The 19,218-nt window shown below is 25.4% G+C and carries 19 protein-coding genes; 5 read left to right on the top strand and 14 right to left on the bottom strand.

Features of this window, described 5'->3' with window-relative positions:
• Positions 1-4: 4 nt before the first annotated feature.
• The 4 genes from CP960_RS07535 to CP960_RS07520 form a co-directional block, all read right to left on the bottom strand.
• The gene (locus CP960_RS07535) at positions 5-1,132 is read right to left on the bottom strand and encodes a branched-chain amino acid ABC transporter substrate-binding protein (RefSeq protein ID WP_101184805.1); all 1,128 of its coding nucleotides are present in this window, start codon (positions 1,130-1,132) and stop codon (positions 5-7) included.
• An 18-nt stretch (positions 1,133-1,150) separates the two neighbouring features.
• Positions 1,151-1,810, bottom strand: a complete 660-nt coding sequence (locus tag CP960_RS07530; protein ID WP_101184804.1) for a hypothetical protein — start codon at positions 1,808-1,810, stop codon at positions 1,151-1,153.
• Positions 1,810-2,043 (bottom strand): hypothetical protein, encoded by a 234-nt coding sequence (locus CP960_RS07525; RefSeq protein WP_101184803.1) that lies wholly within the window; start codon positions 2,041-2,043, stop codon positions 1,810-1,812. The genes CP960_RS07530 and CP960_RS07525 overlap by 1 nt, the downstream gene beginning before the upstream one ends.
• Before the next feature lie 159 nt (positions 2,044-2,202).
• Positions 2,203-3,126 (bottom strand): DMT family transporter, encoded by a 924-nt coding sequence (locus tag CP960_RS07520; protein ID WP_228152035.1) that lies wholly within the window; start codon positions 3,124-3,126, stop codon positions 2,203-2,205.
• Positions 3,127-3,223: 97 nt separating this feature from the next.
• On the opposite strand from CP960_RS07520, the gene CP960_RS07515 reads away from it, so the two are divergent.
• The 4 genes from CP960_RS07515 (at position 3,224) to CP960_RS07500 (ending at position 6,768) form a co-directional block, all read left to right on the top strand.
• Positions 3,224-3,970 carry a response regulator transcription factor gene (locus CP960_RS07515; RefSeq protein WP_101184802.1) on the top strand — a complete coding sequence of 249 codons (747 nt, stop codon included), beginning with the start codon at positions 3,224-3,226 and terminating at the stop codon, positions 3,968-3,970.
• A gap of 182 nt (positions 3,971-4,152) precedes the next feature.
• On the top strand, positions 4,153-4,470 hold the full coding sequence (locus CP960_RS07510; protein ID WP_133121145.1) for a hypothetical protein: 318 nt from the start codon (positions 4,153-4,155) through the stop codon (positions 4,468-4,470).
• Positions 4,471-4,642: 172 nt separating this feature from the next.
• On the top strand, positions 4,643-5,863 hold the full coding sequence (locus CP960_RS07505; RefSeq protein WP_101184800.1) for a molybdopterin molybdotransferase MoeA: 1,221 nt from the start codon (positions 4,643-4,645) through the stop codon (positions 5,861-5,863).
• Complete coding sequence (locus CP960_RS07500) at positions 5,860-6,768, top strand: DMT family transporter (RefSeq protein WP_101184799.1); 909 nt, start codon at positions 5,860-5,862, stop codon at positions 6,766-6,768. Before CP960_RS07505 ends, CP960_RS07500 begins: the two co-directional genes overlap by 4 nt.
• A 6-nt stretch (positions 6,769-6,774) precedes the next feature.
• Here the strand turns inward: CP960_RS07500 and CP960_RS07495 are convergent, their stop codons facing one another.
• From CP960_RS07495 to CP960_RS07450, 10 genes are all read right to left on the bottom strand, one after another.
• Complete coding sequence (locus CP960_RS07495; RefSeq protein ID WP_228152034.1) at positions 6,775-8,010, bottom strand: MFS transporter; 1,236 nt, start codon at positions 8,008-8,010, stop codon at positions 6,775-6,777.
• A 64-nt stretch (positions 8,011-8,074) separates the two neighbouring features.
• On the bottom strand, positions 8,075-9,328 hold the full coding sequence (locus tag CP960_RS07490) for a DNA recombination protein RmuC (RefSeq protein WP_101184797.1): 1,254 nt from the start codon (positions 9,326-9,328) through the stop codon (positions 8,075-8,077).
• On the bottom strand, positions 9,321-10,577 hold the full coding sequence (locus tag CP960_RS07485; RefSeq protein ID WP_101184796.1) for a M48 family metallopeptidase: 1,257 nt from the start codon (positions 10,575-10,577) through the stop codon (positions 9,321-9,323). The genes CP960_RS07490 and CP960_RS07485 overlap by 8 nt, the downstream gene beginning before the upstream one ends.
• A gap of 75 nt (positions 10,578-10,652) precedes the next feature.
• Complete coding sequence (locus CP960_RS07480) at positions 10,653-11,138, bottom strand: phospholipase D-like domain-containing protein (protein WP_101184795.1); 486 nt, start codon at positions 11,136-11,138, stop codon at positions 10,653-10,655.
• Positions 11,138-13,315: an ATP-binding protein gene (locus CP960_RS07475; RefSeq protein WP_101184794.1), complete on the bottom strand. Its 2,178-nt coding sequence runs from the start codon at positions 13,313-13,315 to the stop codon at positions 11,138-11,140. Before CP960_RS07475 ends, CP960_RS07480 begins: the two co-directional genes overlap by 1 nt.
• Positions 13,308-13,679 carry a YbgC/FadM family acyl-CoA thioesterase gene (locus tag CP960_RS07470; RefSeq protein WP_101184793.1) on the bottom strand — a complete coding sequence of 124 codons (372 nt, stop codon included), beginning with the start codon at positions 13,677-13,679 and terminating at the stop codon, positions 13,308-13,310. The genes CP960_RS07475 and CP960_RS07470 overlap by 8 nt, the downstream gene beginning before the upstream one ends.
• Positions 13,680-13,741: 62 nt before the next feature.
• On the bottom strand, positions 13,742-15,646 hold the full coding sequence (locus CP960_RS07465) for a sensor histidine kinase (RefSeq protein ID WP_101184792.1): 1,905 nt from the start codon (positions 15,644-15,646) through the stop codon (positions 13,742-13,744).
• A 166-nt stretch (positions 15,647-15,812) separates the two neighbouring features.
• The gene (locus tag CP960_RS07460; protein ID WP_101184791.1) at positions 15,813-16,811 is read right to left on the bottom strand and encodes a hypothetical protein; all 999 of its coding nucleotides are present in this window, start codon (positions 16,809-16,811) and stop codon (positions 15,813-15,815) included.
• 16 nt (positions 16,812-16,827) lie between these two features.
• The gene (locus tag CP960_RS07455; RefSeq protein ID WP_101184790.1) at positions 16,828-17,847 is read right to left on the bottom strand and encodes an aldo/keto reductase; all 1,020 of its coding nucleotides are present in this window, start codon (positions 17,845-17,847) and stop codon (positions 16,828-16,830) included.
• A 77-nt stretch (positions 17,848-17,924) separates the two neighbouring features.
• Positions 17,925-18,896 carry an SLAC1 anion channel family protein gene (locus CP960_RS07450; protein WP_101184789.1) on the bottom strand — a complete coding sequence of 324 codons (972 nt, stop codon included), beginning with the start codon at positions 18,894-18,896 and terminating at the stop codon, positions 17,925-17,927.
• Between the two features lie 52 nt (positions 18,897-18,948).
• Between CP960_RS07450 and CP960_RS07445 the strand changes: the two genes are divergently transcribed.
• A complete protein-coding gene (locus CP960_RS07445) occupies positions 18,949-19,158 on the top strand; it encodes a malate dehydrogenase (RefSeq protein ID WP_101184788.1) in 210 nt (69 codons plus the stop codon).
• The last annotated feature ends 60 nt before the right edge of the window (positions 19,159-19,218 follow it).

The following is a 19,218-nucleotide window of genomic DNA, read 5'->3' as shown; positions in this document are numbered from 1 at the left end:
TACCTTATTTCCCTAATACTTTATAAGAACCATCTTTTTGAATCTCATAAACCATGAATTTTGCTCCAATTCTTTCACCGTCATTTCTAAAAGTAACTGGTCCAGTGATTCCTGGATAATCTTTTAAATTATGTAAAAAATCAGAGATTTTTTTAGTATCAAAAGATTTTGTTTGTTCAACTCCATGCATAATAGCTCTTAAACCATCTGCATTTACAACTGCCCAAATTGAAGGTGGCTTCATATTATAAGTATCTTCATAAGCTTTTAAATATTTTTTAGCCTCTTTATAAGGTAATATATCTGGTGTTGGGAAGTTTATTAATACTGTACCTTCTGCTGCACTACCTGCTAATTTTAAGAAGTCTGGATTATCATTTGAATCTCCACCAACAAAATCTGCATTTATTCCTAATTGTTTTTGTTGTGCTCTTAAAAGACCTCCATCTGTATAGTACCCTGAATAATAAATAACATCTGGATTCATAGCTTTAATTTTAGTAAGCATTGCAGTAAAATTTTGAGTACCTGATTTTATTTTTCCTCTAAAGATTACATTTCCACCTATTTTTTTAATAGAGTTTTCTGTTGCATCACCTAAACCAGTTGAATATGAAGAGTAATCAGATAAAACAACTATTCTTTCATATTTTTTTTGATTTACAAAATAGTCTGCTGTAAAATCACTTTGTGCAGAGTTAGGAAATGAGTTTCTAAAAAAAGTCCAATACTTTCTTTTAATTAAAGAATCACTTGTACCATCACTAGTTTGAAGTACTTTATTTCTATAATATGTAGTTTGTGCAGCTTCTGTTGCACCTGATGTATAAGAACCAATTACAGCAAAAACTCCTGCATTTACAAGTTTTCTAGCACAAACCGCTGCTTTTTGAGCTTTAGCTTCATCATCACAAGTAACTACTTCGATTTTTTTACCAAGTAATCCACCTTGTGCATTTTTTTCATTTACAATTAATCTAACAAACTGATCAATTCCTTGACCTTCATTTGCATATTTTCCTGTAATAGGTGCTTGAACACCGATTTTAACTGTATCTGCTGCTAGCAGACTTGAACTTGCAACTATTGCACTAAGTGCAACAGCTTTTGCAACTTTTGTGATTTTTCCCATTTTTTCTCCTTTAATTTATTAAAACTTAGGCTCGATTATATAGCAACCAACTGCCCATTCACCAATATTTGGTATGATATTTACCTTCCCTCCTTCAAATCTTGATTCTAAGTTTTCAAATGAGTATACTATTTTATCAAAAGATTCTGTAATCTCTTTTAGTCTTTGCTCACTTTTCTTTCTATCACTATTTGAAATATCTAAATAAAATGCGAAAATTGCATAATCTAAAGTTGAATCATCCAACTTATTTCTATAAAGCATTTTACACATTTTTTCTATCTCATATTTGTACTCCTCCTTAACATTTCTAACACCATTTTTAATACTCATTATAACTCTAGAAATAGAATCATTATCACTTTTATGTTCAAATCTTTCATCTAATGTTAAACATAAAACATCTTGTGATAAATATCTTTTTTTCATAAACTCTCTAAAAGCATCTCTTGAAGGTAAAGAGCATCTAAGTATATCTGCAATAGTTGCATCAATAAATATTTCAGGTGCATCTTTAAGTTTTGATATTTCTTGAGATACATGAATAGTTAAAAATTTTGGTGGCGCATATGATAAGTAAAGTTCATCAGCAGTCCAAAAAGTAAAGTTATTTTTAGCTGTAATTATTCCATCTAAAACACACTTAATTATTTTTTCTTGAGAAGGAAAACTACTCATTACTCTACTCCTTCATAATTTTCATCAACTTCTTGAAGTATCCCGCTCTCATACAATATATCTTCAATTAGTCTATTTTTAGAGATATTAATTTCATTTGATAAAACAATTAAAGCATTATCCAATTTTTTATCAATCTTAATTGTAAGTTGTGATATCTCTTTTTTACCATTTTTAGTATGTTTGTCAATTACATTTCTAATTACTTTTCTTTTATGTTTTTGCTTTGCCATTACTTTTAATTCCTAATAAAATTTTAGTAGTACTAAAAGTAGTACTAAAAAAACATTACTCATTATTTCACAGCAAAACTTAACTGAATCTTAAAAATTGTGTTATAAATATGTATTTTTAATCATTTTTAGAGTTTTTTTTAAATTAATAATAAAATGCTATTTCTTTGCTATTTTTGTTCTTTTTTGCTGAACAATTAATCCAAATACAATCAAGGTTAATCCAAACAATGTCGAGATATAAATTTTTTCTCCTAAAATAAAATATATAAAGATTAAAGATAAAAAAGGAGATATAAATATTAAATTAGCAATTTTAGAAGTACTTGTAGTATATTGCATAGCTTTTAACCAAAACATAAAAGTAATTCCCATCTCAAAAACACCTACATAAGAAGCAGCCAAAATAGCTTTTATTTCAGGAACAAAAAATCCATCTGTAAAATATAAATAACAAACTATTAAAGGTAAAGCTACTAAAAAATTAGCAAAAAGCCCAACTTCTGGATGAGCTTTTGATTTTGTATTAAATATCCAATACATAGCCCATAAAACTGTACTAAATAAAGCTAAAGAAACTCCATAAAGATTTGAAAAATTTAAAGAAAAAGGCTCTCCTCTTGTAGAGATTATTAAAACTCCAAAATAACATATAATTCCTGCAATAATATCTTGAAATGTTAATTTTTGTTTTAAAAAAGGAACAGCTAAATATGCTAACATTAATGCCCAAGTATAATTAATGGCTTGTGCTTCTTGTGCAGGAAGTAGTGAATAAGCTTTAAAAAGTACAAGATAATACAAAAAAGGATTAAGTATTCCCATTGCAAGAGTCAATTTAAAATTGTTTTTTATATGAGTTTTAACTAAATATAATCTTTTTTCATACAAGAGAATTATAAATAATATAACCGTAGATGCAATTGAAGCTAAAAAAACTAACATTTCTGGAGTTAAAAACTCTAAAGAGAGCTTAAATGCCGTTGCAACAGTTGACCAAAAGAAGATAGCAGTTAATGCAAATTTATATGCTTTTGAATTTGATTTTATGATATATCCTTTAATTTTAACAAAAAATAACAAAAAATAACGAAGTTTGTTGATTATTTGCTTTTCATTAAGATTAGTTTAACTCTATTTATCTAATAATTTTATAAAGATAAAAGTATTAGGACAAAATATGAATAAATACAAACAATTACAAAAAGAATCTAGTGCTTTAAATATACTTTTTATTGAAGATGATGAAGATTTAAGACTTCAAAGTGAAAAAATTTTTAAGACTCTTTTTAACCAAGTTGATTTAGCAACAAATGGAGAAGAAGGTTTAGAAAAGTATTTAAAGTTCTATGAAGAGAAAAATTTCTATTACGATATAGTAATTACTGACATAAAAATGCCAAAGAAAAACGGTATTGAATTAACAAAAGATATTTTAAAAATAAATAAAGACCAAGATGTTATTGTTATTTCTGCATATGAAGATTCCAAATACCTTATTGAATTAATAAATTTAGGTGTTAATAACTTTGTACAAAAACCTTTATTAATTGATCAATTAGTAGAGCCTTTATTATCAATTTCTAAAAAAATAAATAACTCAAAAGAGGCTTCTGAAAAAGTATTTTTAATAGAGAATTTTGTATGGGATAAAGAGAAAAAAGCCTTAATAAAAAAAGGTAAAGAAGTAAAGCTATCTTCAAGTGAAACTATACTACTAAATTTACTTATTAATAATCCATATATTACATTTTCAAATGAAGATATTTATAATACAATTTATAGTGATAAATTTGATAAAGAACTTAGTATTGATTCTATAAAATCACTTATTAAAAGAATAAGAAAAAAGATTCCTACAGATATGATTAAAAATATTTATGGAGAAGGATACAGAGTTAATAAAGATGTATTTGTAGATATATAATACCTCTATAAAGCTATACATACTATTCTTGTATAGCTTTTAACTAATATAAAACATTAACAAAATTTAAAAAGCTATTTCAATACGTTATAATGTAGTCACTACTTTTTTTACTCTTTTAGCATATATTAAAAAAGAGTTGATATAATTTCGTCCCCAAAAAAAATATAAAGGTTTGCAAAGTGAGAATTACCCTCACTCACAAAGAGTTACATGAATTACAAAAACTCTGTTTGGAAAATGGAAAACAAGAGTTATTTAATAAACTTTCACATGAAGAGCATAAATCTATAAAAAGTAGAACTGTAAAAAAAACAAAAGCTACTCAAAAAGCGACAAAAGTTAGACAAGATACTGCTAGAAAAAAAATTGAAAGTACAGTTAATATGATGAGATTATTTAACCAAAAAATAACAGTTTACAGTGTTGCAAAAGAGGCTCAAGTTAGTTATAACACTGCAAATAAATATAAAGAGTATATTCAAAGAAATGCTCACTAATAAAGGTAACAACTACCTTTATTAATCATAAGATTTTAAATTTACTTTTCAATCAAACTTTTAATTTATTAAATTTTTACTTTTCTTTTAAATAATCATAATTTTTGCCTTTAAAAGATTGCATATTTGCTTAGTTTTTGATAAGATTTTGCATTAATTTTGGAGAATAAATATGAGAAATTTTATTAGTTATAAACAATCTTTAGAAATTTTAGAAAAAATAGACATTAAAACGCCTCCGGTTCAAAAAATGTTTTTAACTCAAGCTTTAGGTTATGTTATTGCAGAAGATATTGTTGCAAATCATAATAGTCCAGAGTTCCCAACTTCAGGAATGGATGGCTATGCATTAAAAGCTGAAGATTTAAATAAAAAAACATTAAAAGTAATAGATAAAAACCCAGCAGGAAGTGTTGTAGAATCTATAGTTACTCAAGGTGTATGTATAAAAACTTTTACAGGTTCACTTATGCCCAAAGGAAGTGATACATTAATTCCAATAGAAAATGTTGAAGTAAATGGTGATGAAATTAAAATTATAAAAGAAGTTACAGCAGGTTTTGCAGTAAGAGATGTTGCAGAAAATTATAAAAAAGGAGAAGTTCTTATAAAAAAAGGAACTGTTATTGGCTTTGCAGAAGTTGGTGTATTAGCATCGCTTAATATAGCCCAAGTTCCTGTTTTTGTTAATCCTACAGTTGCAATAGCAAGTACAGGTAGTGAAATCTTAGATTTAGGTCAAATGCAAACAAATGATTCTCAAATTAGAAGTTCAAATCATCTTACAATTGAAGCTTTATGTAAAAAAGCAGGAGCAAATACTATTCAAATGGGAATTGTAAAAGATGATATAAACTCTATTACACAACTACTGAAAACTGGTCTTGATAAAGCAGATATAGTAATTACTACAGGTGGTGTTAGTGTTGGTGATTATGATTTTGTTCAAGATGTAATTAAAGATAAACTTAATGCACAAGTACTATTTCATGGAGTTACTATTAAACCTGGAATGCATCTTTTAGCGGCTATAAAAGATGGTAAATTAATTATTGCTCTTCCTGGCTTTGCTTACTCTTCAACTGTTTGCGCAATTTTATACGTTCTTCCTTTTATTTATAAACTAAAACAGACAAAACAAAGCTTGCCAATTGTAAAAGCGAAAATAAATCAAGATTTTCCAAGAAGAATGCCAAAAACTGTTTTTACTGCTTGTAATGTTGAGTATAAAGATGGTATTTATCAAATCAATTTTGATGGTAAGAAAAAAGGAACAAGTGCAATCTTGACAAATATGCTTGAAAACCCTGCACTATTAATACAAGAAGATGATAGCAAAGATATTAAAGCTGGAGATATGGTAGATATACTACTATTAAATCAATTAAAATGATACAACTTTATAGAGTATACAAAGTATATTTTTTATTAATACTTTGTGTACTTTTTTGGTCAGGTAATTTTATCTTAGGAAGATTTATCAAAGATGATATTGAACCTTTAGAACTTGCTTTTTTTAGGTGGGTTCTTGCTTTGATTTTAATGATTCCTTTTTCTATAAAATATATGAATATAAAAAAATGCATAAAAATATTAAAGCAACAGTTTTTAATACTCTCTATTTTAGCAATTTTAGGAATTAGTTTATTTAATACGATTGTATATATTGCTTTAAAGACAACACAAGCTACAAATGCACTTTTAATTAATTCTATCACTCCTTTACTTGTACTTTTTTTAGGAGTTTTAATTTTAAAAAATAGAGTAAATAAGACTCAATTATTAGGTTTTTTATTCTCTACATTTGGAGTTATATTTTTAGTTTTACAAGCAGATATTACAAAACTTTTAGTACTAGATTTTAAAACAGGGGACTTATGGATTATTCTTAGTGCTTCAATTTGGGCTTTATACTCTGTATTACTTAGATTTAAGCCAAAAGAGTTAAATCATGTTGAACTATTTACAACACTCGTATTTTTAGGAGTAATATATCTCTTACCTGTTTATTTATATCAAGGATATAACTTACAAAGAGAGATTTATATAATTACACAAAACTGGCCAATTATAATATATGTATCTTTATTTGCTTCTGTATTATCATTCTATTTTTGGAATAGTGCCATTGCACAAATTGGACCAGAAAAATCTAGTCAATTTGCCCATCTAATGCCTTTATTTGGAGCTATTTTAGCTTATATGTTCTTAGGTGAGAAAATAGAACTTTATCATTTAATTGGTGCTTGTTTTATAGCAATAGGTATTTATTTATCACTATTTTTATCTTTTAAATAAAATTCTTTAAGATGATGGCATATGTTCATCTTGTCTTGGGTCTAGTTCTGGTAGTTCAGCTCCTGAAGCTACAGGAATATTAACAAATGTGCTTAAATCATCATCTGCTACTCTTTTCTTAGAAAGAGAATAAAAACTCAAGAATAGTCCTAAAAAAGCAAAACTAGCAAATAAAAACTCTGGGAAAAAACTTAATCCAAAACCTACTAATATAGGAGATATAAAAGAACCAATACCATAAGCAAAAAGTAAAGCTCTACTTATCTCAACTATATCTTTATTTTCATCTACTACATCATTTGCCCTTGCAACTGCTAAAGGATAAATTGAGAAAATCGAAAACCCTAATAAAAATCCCAATAAATATAAAGATGTACTACTTGGTGTAAATAGTACAAACAAAGAAGAAATAACAAAAGAAAAAAAAGCTGAAAATGCAATAAGTTTTCTTCTTCCATATTTGTCAGATAAAAGTCCAATGGGCCATTGTGAAGCTAGTCCACCAAGTAAAGATACTAACATAAAATATGAAACAACTTCAATTGACTGATTCTGCATCAAGATATATACAGGCACCATTGTAAAAAAGCCACCAACAAAAAAACCACCAATAAAACTAGAAACAGTAGCAAGAGGCACAATTGAAAATATTTTAGGAACACTATACTTTTCAAATGCAGTTAATTTAGGCTCTTTTATCTTTGTTAATGCAATAGTAACCACAGAAAATAGAACTAATACTGAACCAATAGTAAAAATTGCTTGTTTAAAATGCTCGTCAATATTTAAAAATAGTTGTCCCAAGGCAGTTGAAAGATAAAAAATAATAGTATAAATTGCTAAAATTTTTCCCCTATCCTCTTCACTACTTTTTTCATTTAGCCAACTTTCAATAATAATTAAAAGTGCATAAAATGCAAAACCAGAAATTAATCTTAAAACTGCCCATAATACTTCATTAAAAAAAACTGAATGTAATAAAAATGAAACTACCATAATTGAAGCAAAAGCAGCAAAACTTCTTATATGACCAACTGTTGAAATTATTTTTTGACTAAAAATAGATGAACTAACTGCTCCTAAAAAAAATGCAGCATTAATAATACCAATAACAGTATTACTTACATGCAACTCTTTTAAATATACACCAACAAAAGTTAATATCATTCCATATCCAATAGCCAAAAAGCCTATTGAAAAAAATAAAGATGAAATAGGAAAGATTATTGTACGTAGTTTCAAAAGCAATCCTTGCAATATAATATTCACAAGCATAGCACTACATAAATAAATTTATCTTTAATTACTACTGTTTTAAATTGATTTGTTTATTAGGCTTTACTCCTAAATCTATAAACTCTTGGCTTCTAGTTAAAAGATTTCCTTTCCCTTTTGATAACTTATTTAAAGCATTTTCATAAGAGTTTGATGTCCTTTTTATATGAGTTCCTATATCTTCAATATCTTTTACAAACAGTGCAAACTTATCATATAAATTAGCTGCTTTTTTTGATATTAGTTCTGCATTTTGATTTTGATACTCCATCTTCCAAATATTTTCAATAGTTCTTAAAGATACATACAATGTAGAAGGAGAAACTAACATAATATTATTTTCAAAAGCTAGTTTAAATAGATTATTATCTTTTGAAACTGCTAATAAAAAAGCAGGTTCAATAGGAATAAACATCAATACAAAATCTAAAGTTCTAACCTCTTTAATATCCTCATATCTTTTAACGCTTAAACCTTTTATATGGGCTTTTAAAGAAGAGATTAACTCTTTAATTGCTTTTTGTCTATTTTGTTCATCTTCAGCTTGTGTATAATTAATATATGAGTTTAAAGATACTTTTGAATCTATAACAATATCTTTTTTTAAAGGAAGATGAACAATAACATCAGGTCTTAATCTTTTCCCTTCATTTGAAAAAGAGCTTTGTGTTGTGTACTCTATACCCTCTCTTAAGCCGCTTTGCTCTAAAACTTTTTCTAAAATAAGTTCACCCCAATCCCCTTGGATTTTATTATCACCTTTTAAAGCCTTTGTTAAATTAACTGCATCATTGGAAATTTGATTATTTAGCTCTTTTAAATTTTTAATTTCATTTAATAAATAACTTCTTTGTTTTGTTTCTTCAGAATAAATATCATTTACTCTTTTCCCAAAGTTATTTAATTGCTCTTTTAAAGGTGTTAGAACTTGATTTATATTCTCATTTGATTTTTTACTATTTTGTTCAAAAACTCTATTTGCAAGATTTTCAAACTCCTCTTTCATCTTAACTTTTGAAGACTCTAATAGTTCTATTTTTTCTTTAAAACTATCTTGTTTTAATTCAAATTCTCTTTGTTTATTTTGAAGCTTTTGTTCATAAAGCTCTTTTTGAGAAATTAATTTATCATTAATTGATTGAAGTTTAATATTAGCTTCATTTGTCAAATTTTGAAGCTTTGCATCATATTTTACTTTAAATAAAAAGTAAAATATGATGCCAGAGAGTGAAAAACCTATAAAAAAGGCTATTATTATATAGTAAATATAAATTTCATTACTCATAATCTATTCTAAAATCATCTTTCATAGCTTGAGCTGAATTATTTACTTTATATACATCATAACCCAACTCTTTAAATCTCTCTACAAGGGGTGGATGAGAATAATAAAAAAAGATATATAAAGGATGAGATAAAGGAAAAGATTTATTCTCATTTGCAAGTTTCAATAAAGCATTTACTAAATCGCTTTTTGATTGTAAGTTTGAACCAAACTCATCTGCTGCATACTCATTATGTCTAGAGATTAAAGATACTAAAGGCATTAGAAAAAATGATAAAATTGGAGAAAAAAGCAAAAATACTGCTATTATTGCATATGGTTCATTATTTAATGAAAGCTTTAAAAATAACTCTTCACTTAAATTACCAAAAATTGCGAAAAATAAAAACATCACTACACCCATAATTCCAATATTTTTTAAAATATCTCCATTTTTAAAATGTCCTAATTCATGTCCTAATACAGCTAATAGTTCATTGTGTGTTAATTTTTCAATTAATGTATCAAATAAAACCACTCTTTTTGTACTTCCAAGCCCACCAAAATAAGCATTTAATCTATTATCTCTTTTACTTGCATCAACAGAAAAAACACCACTACTTTTGAACCCTACTTCATCTAAAAGTTTTTCAATTTTTGATTCAAGCTCTTTATCTTTTAAAGGCTCAAACTTATCAAACATTTTATCTCTTACTAAAGGATAAATCATATTAATTAATATAATCACTGCAAATATAAATACAAATCCCCATATCCACCATAAAGGAAGAGTTTCGATAATTAAAGCAACTGCTGCGATTATTAAACTTCCAAAAACTAAAAAAAGAACTGAACTTTTAAATGTATCTTTAATAAATAGTTTTGGTGTCATATTTGAAAAACCATATTTTTTATCTAGTTTAAAAGTTGTATATAATTCAAAAGGCAAAGATAGTATCCAATTTATAATAATAAAAGCATCAATAAAAAGTACTGCTTTTAACCAACCTTGCTCAACTACTATTAAAGAGTCTAATAGTTTTAATCCAACACCTATCCAAAGCATAAAAATCACAAAATCATAAAATGTTGAAAGTATAGAAAGCTTCTGTTTTTCTATACTATAATTTCCAGCTTCAAGATACTTACTATCATCAAGTATTATTGCTGGCATGTTTTTTGCTTTTTTTACAAAACCTACTTGCATAAATGAAGTATATATATTTACTAAAAAATATAAACAATATGCAATTACAAATATTTCTAACACATCTATCCTTTTTTATATTGATAATTATTTTGAATAATACTGTTTTTGTACTTGTAGATTAGTAAAGAGTATAAATTACTTATACTCTTCTAGCAGTTCTTTAAATATATAGTTAAATCTTTCTAATACTTCTTTATCTCTTGAAATATAAAGAATTTCATAATCATTTTTAAAAGACTCTTTTTTCCAGTTTGCACTTCCAAAAACAACCTCTTTTTTATCAAATATTGCCATTTTCATATGAAGTTTTGTATCCAATAAAATTACATCTATTCCATTTTTTATCAGATAATCATATTGAGTTTTTTTCTCTTTTAAAACTTTCTTTTTATCTAAAACTACTGTTACTCTAACACCTCTTTGAGCACTTTTTTTAAGAAGTTTTGCAAATCTTTTATATGTAAAATTATACATTGCTAAATCAATAGAATTTTTACTATTATTTATCAATTCTTCAACTCTTTTAATAGCATTATCTGACTCTTTAGGTAAATAATAAAGCTCATCATGAGCATAAATAGTCGTTAAAAATAGCATTAAACAAAAAACTATTTTTTTCATTAATTTTCATCCTTTATTTCAATATATTTTGGCAGTGTAATTTGCATACATAAACCTTTTGCATCTTTTGAATTATAAATAAACTCTTTGTTTGATGCAAAAATAGTTCCTTTTAAACTCTCAGTTACTATATTATGGCTCATATAAAGCCCCAAACCTGTTCCTTGTGATTGACTTTTTGTTGTAAAATATGGTTCAAATATTTTTGGGAGTATTTTATCTTTTGCTCCTAGTGCATTATCAGTTATTTCAATAATTACTGTATCTTTTTCATCTTTTATAGTAATAAAAATTACTTTTTCATCTTTACAATTTTTATTTAAAGCATCTTTTGAATTATTTAAAATATTTATCAAAACTTGAATCAATTCATTAAAACAACTATAAATTTCAATCTTATCAAAGTTTTTAACAATATTTATTCCATGATTCTTAAAAGTTGCACTTAATAATTCAATACTGTTATCTATTGCATGTGAAACATCAAATTTTGTTACAACCTTATCTCCTTTAATATAGTTTTTAAAATCATCAATAGTGTTTGATAAATAGTTAGTACTTTTTAAAATATTATCTATTGACTTATGAAACATCTCATCATCCATAACTTTTACTTCATATTGAAGTTTTAAACCAGAAGCAGATGTTGAAATAGCAGATAAGGGTTGTCTCCATTGATGAGCAATATTTCCTATCATCTCTCCCATAGATGCCAATTTACTTTGTTCAAAAAGTACTTTTTCCCTCTTTTTTGAATGAGTTAAATCTACAAAAGAAGTTACATTTACTTTCATATCTTCAAAAGTAACTTCTTTATTCATTGCTAATACATTTATTCGTTCTTTATTTTTCTTTATAAATACCGCTTCTCCTGCATTTTCACTATTTAAAAAATCATGTTGATTTTTAGGTAAAAACTCTAATATGTTTTTATTTATTAATTCATTTTTTTTCTTATAGCCTAAAAGTTTTACTGCTTCTTTATTTAAATCTATACAAATACTATCTTTTGAGATAATAATACCTTCTAAAATATTATCAATAAATATTTGAATATTTTTATTAGACTCTTCTAATCTTTTATTTACTTTTTTTAATCTAAAGTTATAAAATAATGAAATTAAAAGTATTACAATTAAAGACAAAGCAATAATAAAAATTATGATAATAGTTTGTTTAAAATGTTCAAAAAATGAAATTGGTTTATTTGCAATATCTATACTTAAAGAGGGTAAATGTTTTTTTATATCAATACCAAAAAATCTTAATGCATTGTAATCAAAAACATATGAATTTGTACCATTTAATATAGGTTTTATATTTAAAGTGGGATTTTCAAGAACTCTTAGGGCTAATTTTGCTGCTAAAACACCTTGTCTATTTCCATCAACTACATAACCACCTATAATTTTTCCACCCCTATTAAAAACTTTTGCAGTAGAGATTATAGGTTTTTTATAAGCGTCGCTAATTTTTTTTAAAGCACTTTCCATTGAGATTGGATTATTGTTTTTATCCACATATCTAGCAGTCATAATAAGCATTGCCATAGAGTCATCATCAAGCTGTTTTAATCGTGAAGTAAGTTTATCAATACTTTTATAACTTAAAAACTCATAATCAATTTTTGTTCTGTCTAACTCTTTTAATACAAGCTTTTTAAGCACTTCAAAAGTTACAGAATCATCTCCTATTAAATAAAGTTTTTTTAAATTAGGATTAATTTTCTTTGCAAGTTCATAATTAACAATAGGTGTCATTCTCTCAAAAACACCTGTAATATCATTTTTAGTGTAGTCCTCTAATATATTTAAATTATTTACTCCACTAAAAACAATCTTACTATCTGTAAATATTTTATCTCTAAACATTTTTAAAAAGTTTAAGGCTGTATCATCAGTAGAGATTACTAAATCAATCTTTTTGTTTATGTATTTATATTTTAAAAGAGTTAAAAATTTATATTTATACATTAATGTAGGATTATTTCTTTTAGTATCCATATACTCTATATAGATATCTATATCTTTTTTTGAGGAGGTTAAAGTGTTAACTATTCCATCAACTTGCTTTTTTGTCCATGAAAATGATGGATGATATGAGTTTAGTATTAAAATATTTTTTGAATATAAAAAAGAGTTACAAACAAAAAAAAGTAATAATAGTTTTTTAATCATTTAAAAATACTTCAAAAAGTTCTTGTGGAATCTTTGCTGGTTTAAACTCTTTTAAATATGCTAATTTAAATCTAGCTGTAAAAAGAAGTTCATTTTCTCTTCTTACTTCTTGATGCATAATTAAAGAAGCACTTTTTTTTGATTCAAGTTTTGCAGATACGTCAAGTAAATCACCAAATTTTGCAGGTTTTATATATTTTGCATCTACTTCTTTTACAACAAAGAATTCCATATCACTTATGTGAGGAGTCAAACCTTTTTTAAAAAAAAGCTCACTTCTTGCTCTTTCACAAAACTTTAAATAGTTTGCATAATATACTACACCACCTACATCAGTATCTTCATAATAGACTCTAATTTTCATCCCATTCCCTTAATAATAAGCAATTATACTTAACTTTTGTTAATTATTTAATTATGATATTTTTAATTAATTGGTATTTTTATTATAAATTTTACACCTAACACTTTTACTTCATCTTTTAAATTTTTTACTTTAATTTCTCCATTAAATTGTTTATTTATTATCTGCTGACACATATATAGTCCAATTCCTGTACCATTAAATTTGTGTTTTGTTGTAAAATATGGTTCAAATATCCTATTTATCAAATCTTCTGGGATTCCCCCTGCATTATCACTAAACTCTATGATTACATTTTCAGCTTTTTTAAATACATTAAATGTAATTTTTCTATCTTTTATCTGTTTTATTTTAAATGCATCAAAACTATTATTAAATAGATTCATAAGTACTTGTATTAACTCATTTTCATATGCATCAATTTTAATATTTTCAATATTTGCATCTATGGTAATCTCATTTGATTTTAATTTTGAACTTATTAATTTTAAAGTCTTTTCATATACAGTTTGAATCTCAAAAAGCTTTGTACTTTTCTTACTACTTAAAAAATCCCTAAAATCATCTATTGTTTGAGAAAGGTGTTTAGCATTTGAAATAATAATATCTATTGACTCTTTTTGATTTTCATCTGTTAAAATCCCCATCTCTTTGTTTAACTGCATTCCACTTGCACTTGTAGTAATAATAGATAATGGTTGTCTCCATTGATGGGCAATATTTTCAAGCATTTCACCCATTGCAACCATTTTTGTTTGATGAGCAAGAAGCAAATCTTTTTTCTTATTTTTCTCCATCTCTTCAAATATTTTTTTTCTATATTTTAAAAAATATTTTTCTAAATAGTATGAAACATAAAGAGATAATCCAAATAAAAAAATAGTAATAATTATAGAAATAAAAACTATTTTCAAAATATATTCACTATTTCTTTTATTTAAACTTTTTTCTTTTTGTTCTATCTTTTCATCAATTTTTTTATTATAAAAACCTGAAGCAATAGCTATTTGCCATTTATCAAAACCTTTTACATATGTAGTCTTCTTTGCTGGTTTATTAGTTTCTGGCATAATAGTAGAGATATAGCTTGTAAAACCATCACCTTTTTTTGCAGTTTTTATTATCTCTTTTGTTATAAAAATACCATTTTCATCTTTTAAATCAATTCTGTTTAATCCTACATAGTCACTTTTTAAGTGAGATAAATATACTCCATCATATGAAACTAAAAAAACAAAACTATTAAGACCATATCTTAAATTTTGTAAACTCTCAATACTTTTTTTTCTAATAGTATCTTCAAAATCTTTTATATACTCACCTGTTCCTATATATATACCAAGTTCATCAATAACTTTAATATATGAAAGTTTTTTATAATACTGTTTTTTATTATTAGGTTTTTTCCATAAAAACTCTAAATATCCCTCTTTTTTATTTTTAGCAATTTGTATTGATTCTTTTACTATTTTAAAGCCATTAGGGTCTTTATACTCTAAATAGTTATTACTCTCTAGTTCTCTATTAGGAGGGTACAATATAGAGTTTCCTTTTAAATCAAAAATATAGTAATAGCCCCTATTATTATTAAACTTTATTCCTCTTAATGAGTCGCTTATAAGTTTAATTATTTGTTTATTACTCTTTTTATGTTTATTCTCATTATAGATATTAATTGCAACTTCATAAGCTTCATATATTCTATTTTTAATATTTTTTTTAATTGTTGGACGAATACTATTTTGTGCTTTTTGCAGCCAATCATAAACTCTTTGAACTTCACTTTTCATTAACACTTTTTGAGTTTTTATATATTCTGCTTTTAAATTTTTAGAGTCATTTTTGAACTCTTCAAAATTATTTACTATTATAAATACTGTAAAAATCAATGAAACAAAAATTGTTACAAGAGGCATTGCATATTTTACAAGTAATAATAGTTTTTTTTCAGCTTTATTTTCAGTCATTAATATCCTAGAATAAATTACATTTTGAAAGTATGTATAAAAAAGTTAAAAAAACTATTGATTTTTTTGTTACTTTTTTGTTATTTATTATAGTTTTTAATAATTAATATAAGTTTAAAATTAAACAAAAAAATTAATTTTTTGTTTAATTAAATAGTTTTAAAATCTATTCCACACTAAAACTTTTCTGTTTAAAGTTAAAAGTAATTCTTTTAATCTTTGAGTCATCTTCTGGAATATAACTTTCTAAAATAAAACTATCTTTCTCTTTTGTAAGAAAAGTTTCTAACTCAAATGCCTTATCCCTAAATAAAGTCACTTGAAACTGTTTTTTAACAATTTGTCTTAAATCTTCTCCTACTTCTAAATAAATATCCTCTTCATTTAAAAAGTAGTTTTTCTTGAAACTTTCGTTATAAATAGTTTTTCTTAAATTTTGATAAGCACTCAATTTTTCATTTTTATCAAATATTTTATTGTAGTAATTATACTTTTTGTTCTTAATACTGTATAAGTGTTCACTTAATTTATTTGTATATACTTCATTTGAGTCCATAATAAGTGAATCAATCTTTTCATATGCACCAAGATAACCTTTTTGGATAATAAAATCAAAACTCTTTTTATAAGAATTTGAGTAAAATTTAAACATTACATCATCATAATATCTAACAAAATATTTTATAAACTCAAAACTAATACAAAGTTTTGTTTCTTGAAGCAAATTTTCATCAACAAATACAATAACCTCTTTATCTATTCCCTTATTTAAGCTTCTTGGCAAGTCTGCAACTTTTAAATTTACAAAAAAATCATCTTTTATATTTTTATTAAGTAAAGAGTAAAACTCTTTAGACTCTTTTACTAATATGTTCTTTTTATCTCTAGATTTTGCAATCTTTTTTACTAATTCTTGTTCATCATCATTTGTTTCAACTAAAAAAGAGAAGTATTCATTGTCATTTAAATCAAGTAAGGTAACAAACTTATTTCCATCTGGTATAGGAAAAAGTGGAAAAGTAGAAAAATGAAGTTTTATTTGTTCAATTTTCAACTTTTTATCAAATACCTTTCTTGAAATTCTAAATACTCTAAATCTTGTCAAAAGACTTATGTATTGCATTATTAACAAAGCAAAAAGAAAAAAGAAAAAAAATAGTTCCATCCAATTCCTTACTTAATTATCCCATAGGATATAAAATCTCTTTTTGTATCTTCTGTATTTGTCTAAATAACTCATCATCAATTTTAAAGTTTAAAGCTTTTAAAGAATCATCTAATTGTTCAACTTTTCTTGCTCCAATAATAGTTGAAGCAACAAAATCAAAATGTTTAGAGTATGAAACTGCTAAAGTTACTGGTGAAATACCATATTCTTTAGCTAAAGTTACATATTTTTTTGTGGCTTCAATTGTTTTTTCATTTACAAATCTCTTTGCCATAGCTTGTACTCTAGAACTCTTATTTTTCATATAAATTCCAAATCTAGCATCATCAGGGAAAAGTCCACTGTTATATTTTCCTGCCAAAACTCCTCCTGCAATTGGGGAATAAGGAAGCAATGAAATATTCTCTTTTTTACATACATTTGCTAACTCATCTAAAAATCTTGGATTTAATAATGAAAAATTATTTTGAATTGATTGGTATCTTGTTAAGTTTTTATGTTTTGAAATTTCATTTGCTTTTGTAAGTCCATAAGCACTATCATTTGAAGTACCAATATATCTAACCTTCCCTTCTTTTACAAGTTCATCAAAAGCTTTTAAAGACTCTTCAATTGGTACAACTGTATCTGGCCAATGCATTTGATAAAGGTCTATATAATCTGTATCTAATTTTTTTAAACTCTTTTCAACTGCTCTTTTTATATGAAAAGAATCAATTGCTGTAAGTCCATGTCTAATAGGAGGAACAAACCATCCAGAAGCAGCTCCTGCTACTTTTGTTGCTAAGATTATAGAGTCTCTTGGTTTTGTTTTTAGCCATTGACCTACTATCTCTTCAGTAATTCCTGCATCCTTTGCATTAGGAGGAACAGGATAAAGCTCTGCTGTATCAAAAAAGTTAATTCCTAAATCATATGCTTTATCCATTATTTTAAATGCTTCTTCTTTAGTAGTAGTACTTCCAAATGTCATAGTTCCTAAACAAATTGGAGTAACTCTTAATCCACTATTTCCTATATATCTAAATTCCATAATAACTATTACCTTTTATGTATAAGTTAGCATGAGTATAACAAAAGGTTTCATAAACTATTATAAGAAAAATTATTTTACTCCATTATGCATATCTCTTTTTTAAACATATGTACAATTGTATTATAAGCAACAATTAAAACAATCATAGTTAGAACAAAACTAAAAAAGTATGCAAAAAACTCGTATATATCTTTACTTGTTAATTCATACATCAAAATTGATGCAAGAGCTATCGTAGCCATAGGAAAGGTAAATGCCCACCAAGAAATAAAAAATTTTATTTTTACAAAATTTTTATACATAAAAAATAGTAAAAATGTAAAAAATAGACCTAAATTAAATAAAACCAATGCAAAGAAATCAAGAGTATGAGTCATTTTATAATAAGCAATTAACCCAACTGAGGGTGGTGCAATTAAGATAAAAAGTGTTGGCATAAATTTAGGAGCAAACTGATTATGAAAAATTATTCTATTTAAAATAATTGAAAGCATTATTACCCAAAAAAAGATACCAATTGAGAAGAAAAACATTAAATACATACTATCTAAATGAGTTGTTCCTACTACTGGTATAATTAGATTACCAACAATAGGGATGAACCAAGCAGGATTTGAATGTTTCATCTCCAAATTATTATTTATCCAAAATTTTAAAGTATTAAATGTGAAAAAAAGATGCAAAAATAATCCAAAATAAAATAGTATATTTGAAATATTTATATTATGTTTATATAATACAGATACAAGTAAGAAAGAGATTGAAATAGCAGCAAAAAAGTTTACTCTTATAGGATGAGAGAACTCCTTTTTAACCTCTTTTGGATAAATAAAAAACTTAGCTAAGTAAGTAATTATAACAAATATAAAAATAGTAGTAGTAAGTAGTTTTAAAGTTATATAAAAAATAGAACTTAAGCCTAAAACTTCATGGGCACGTTCATAAACTAAAGTTAAACCACTAAGCCCCATAATAACTGCAAACATCATCACAGGAAAAAACTGCAACCTATTTGAGGGAATAGATTTTATTGTCTCATCACTCATTAAAAAACCTTTTTATAATAAATTTATTATAATTAGCAAAAAAGGAGTTTATATGGCAAAAAAAGCTTTGGTAAATTTAAGTAAACAAAATCTATCTTTTCAAAATGATAAAAAAGAAGAACTTAAACTCTTAAGCATAAATCCAAATAGCATGAATATTGAAGTAGCTATTTATGAAAAAGATAAATTTATCAAAAATAGCACTATTGCTTTTGCACATATCCCGAAGAAATTAAAAGCAAAACTCAACCCTTTATGCTAACTATAAATATAATTATACCTTATTTTTCTTAAATAATTTTTACTTATATATAACCTAAAC

The sequence above is a fragment of the Malaciobacter halophilus genome, assembly GCF_002837275.1.
Taxonomy (GTDB): Bacteria; Campylobacterota; Campylobacteria; order Campylobacterales; family Arcobacteraceae; genus Malaciobacter; species Malaciobacter halophilus.
The sequence above is the reverse complement of the archived record's forward strand: the minus strand, read 5'-3'. Positions and strand labels throughout refer to the sequence as shown.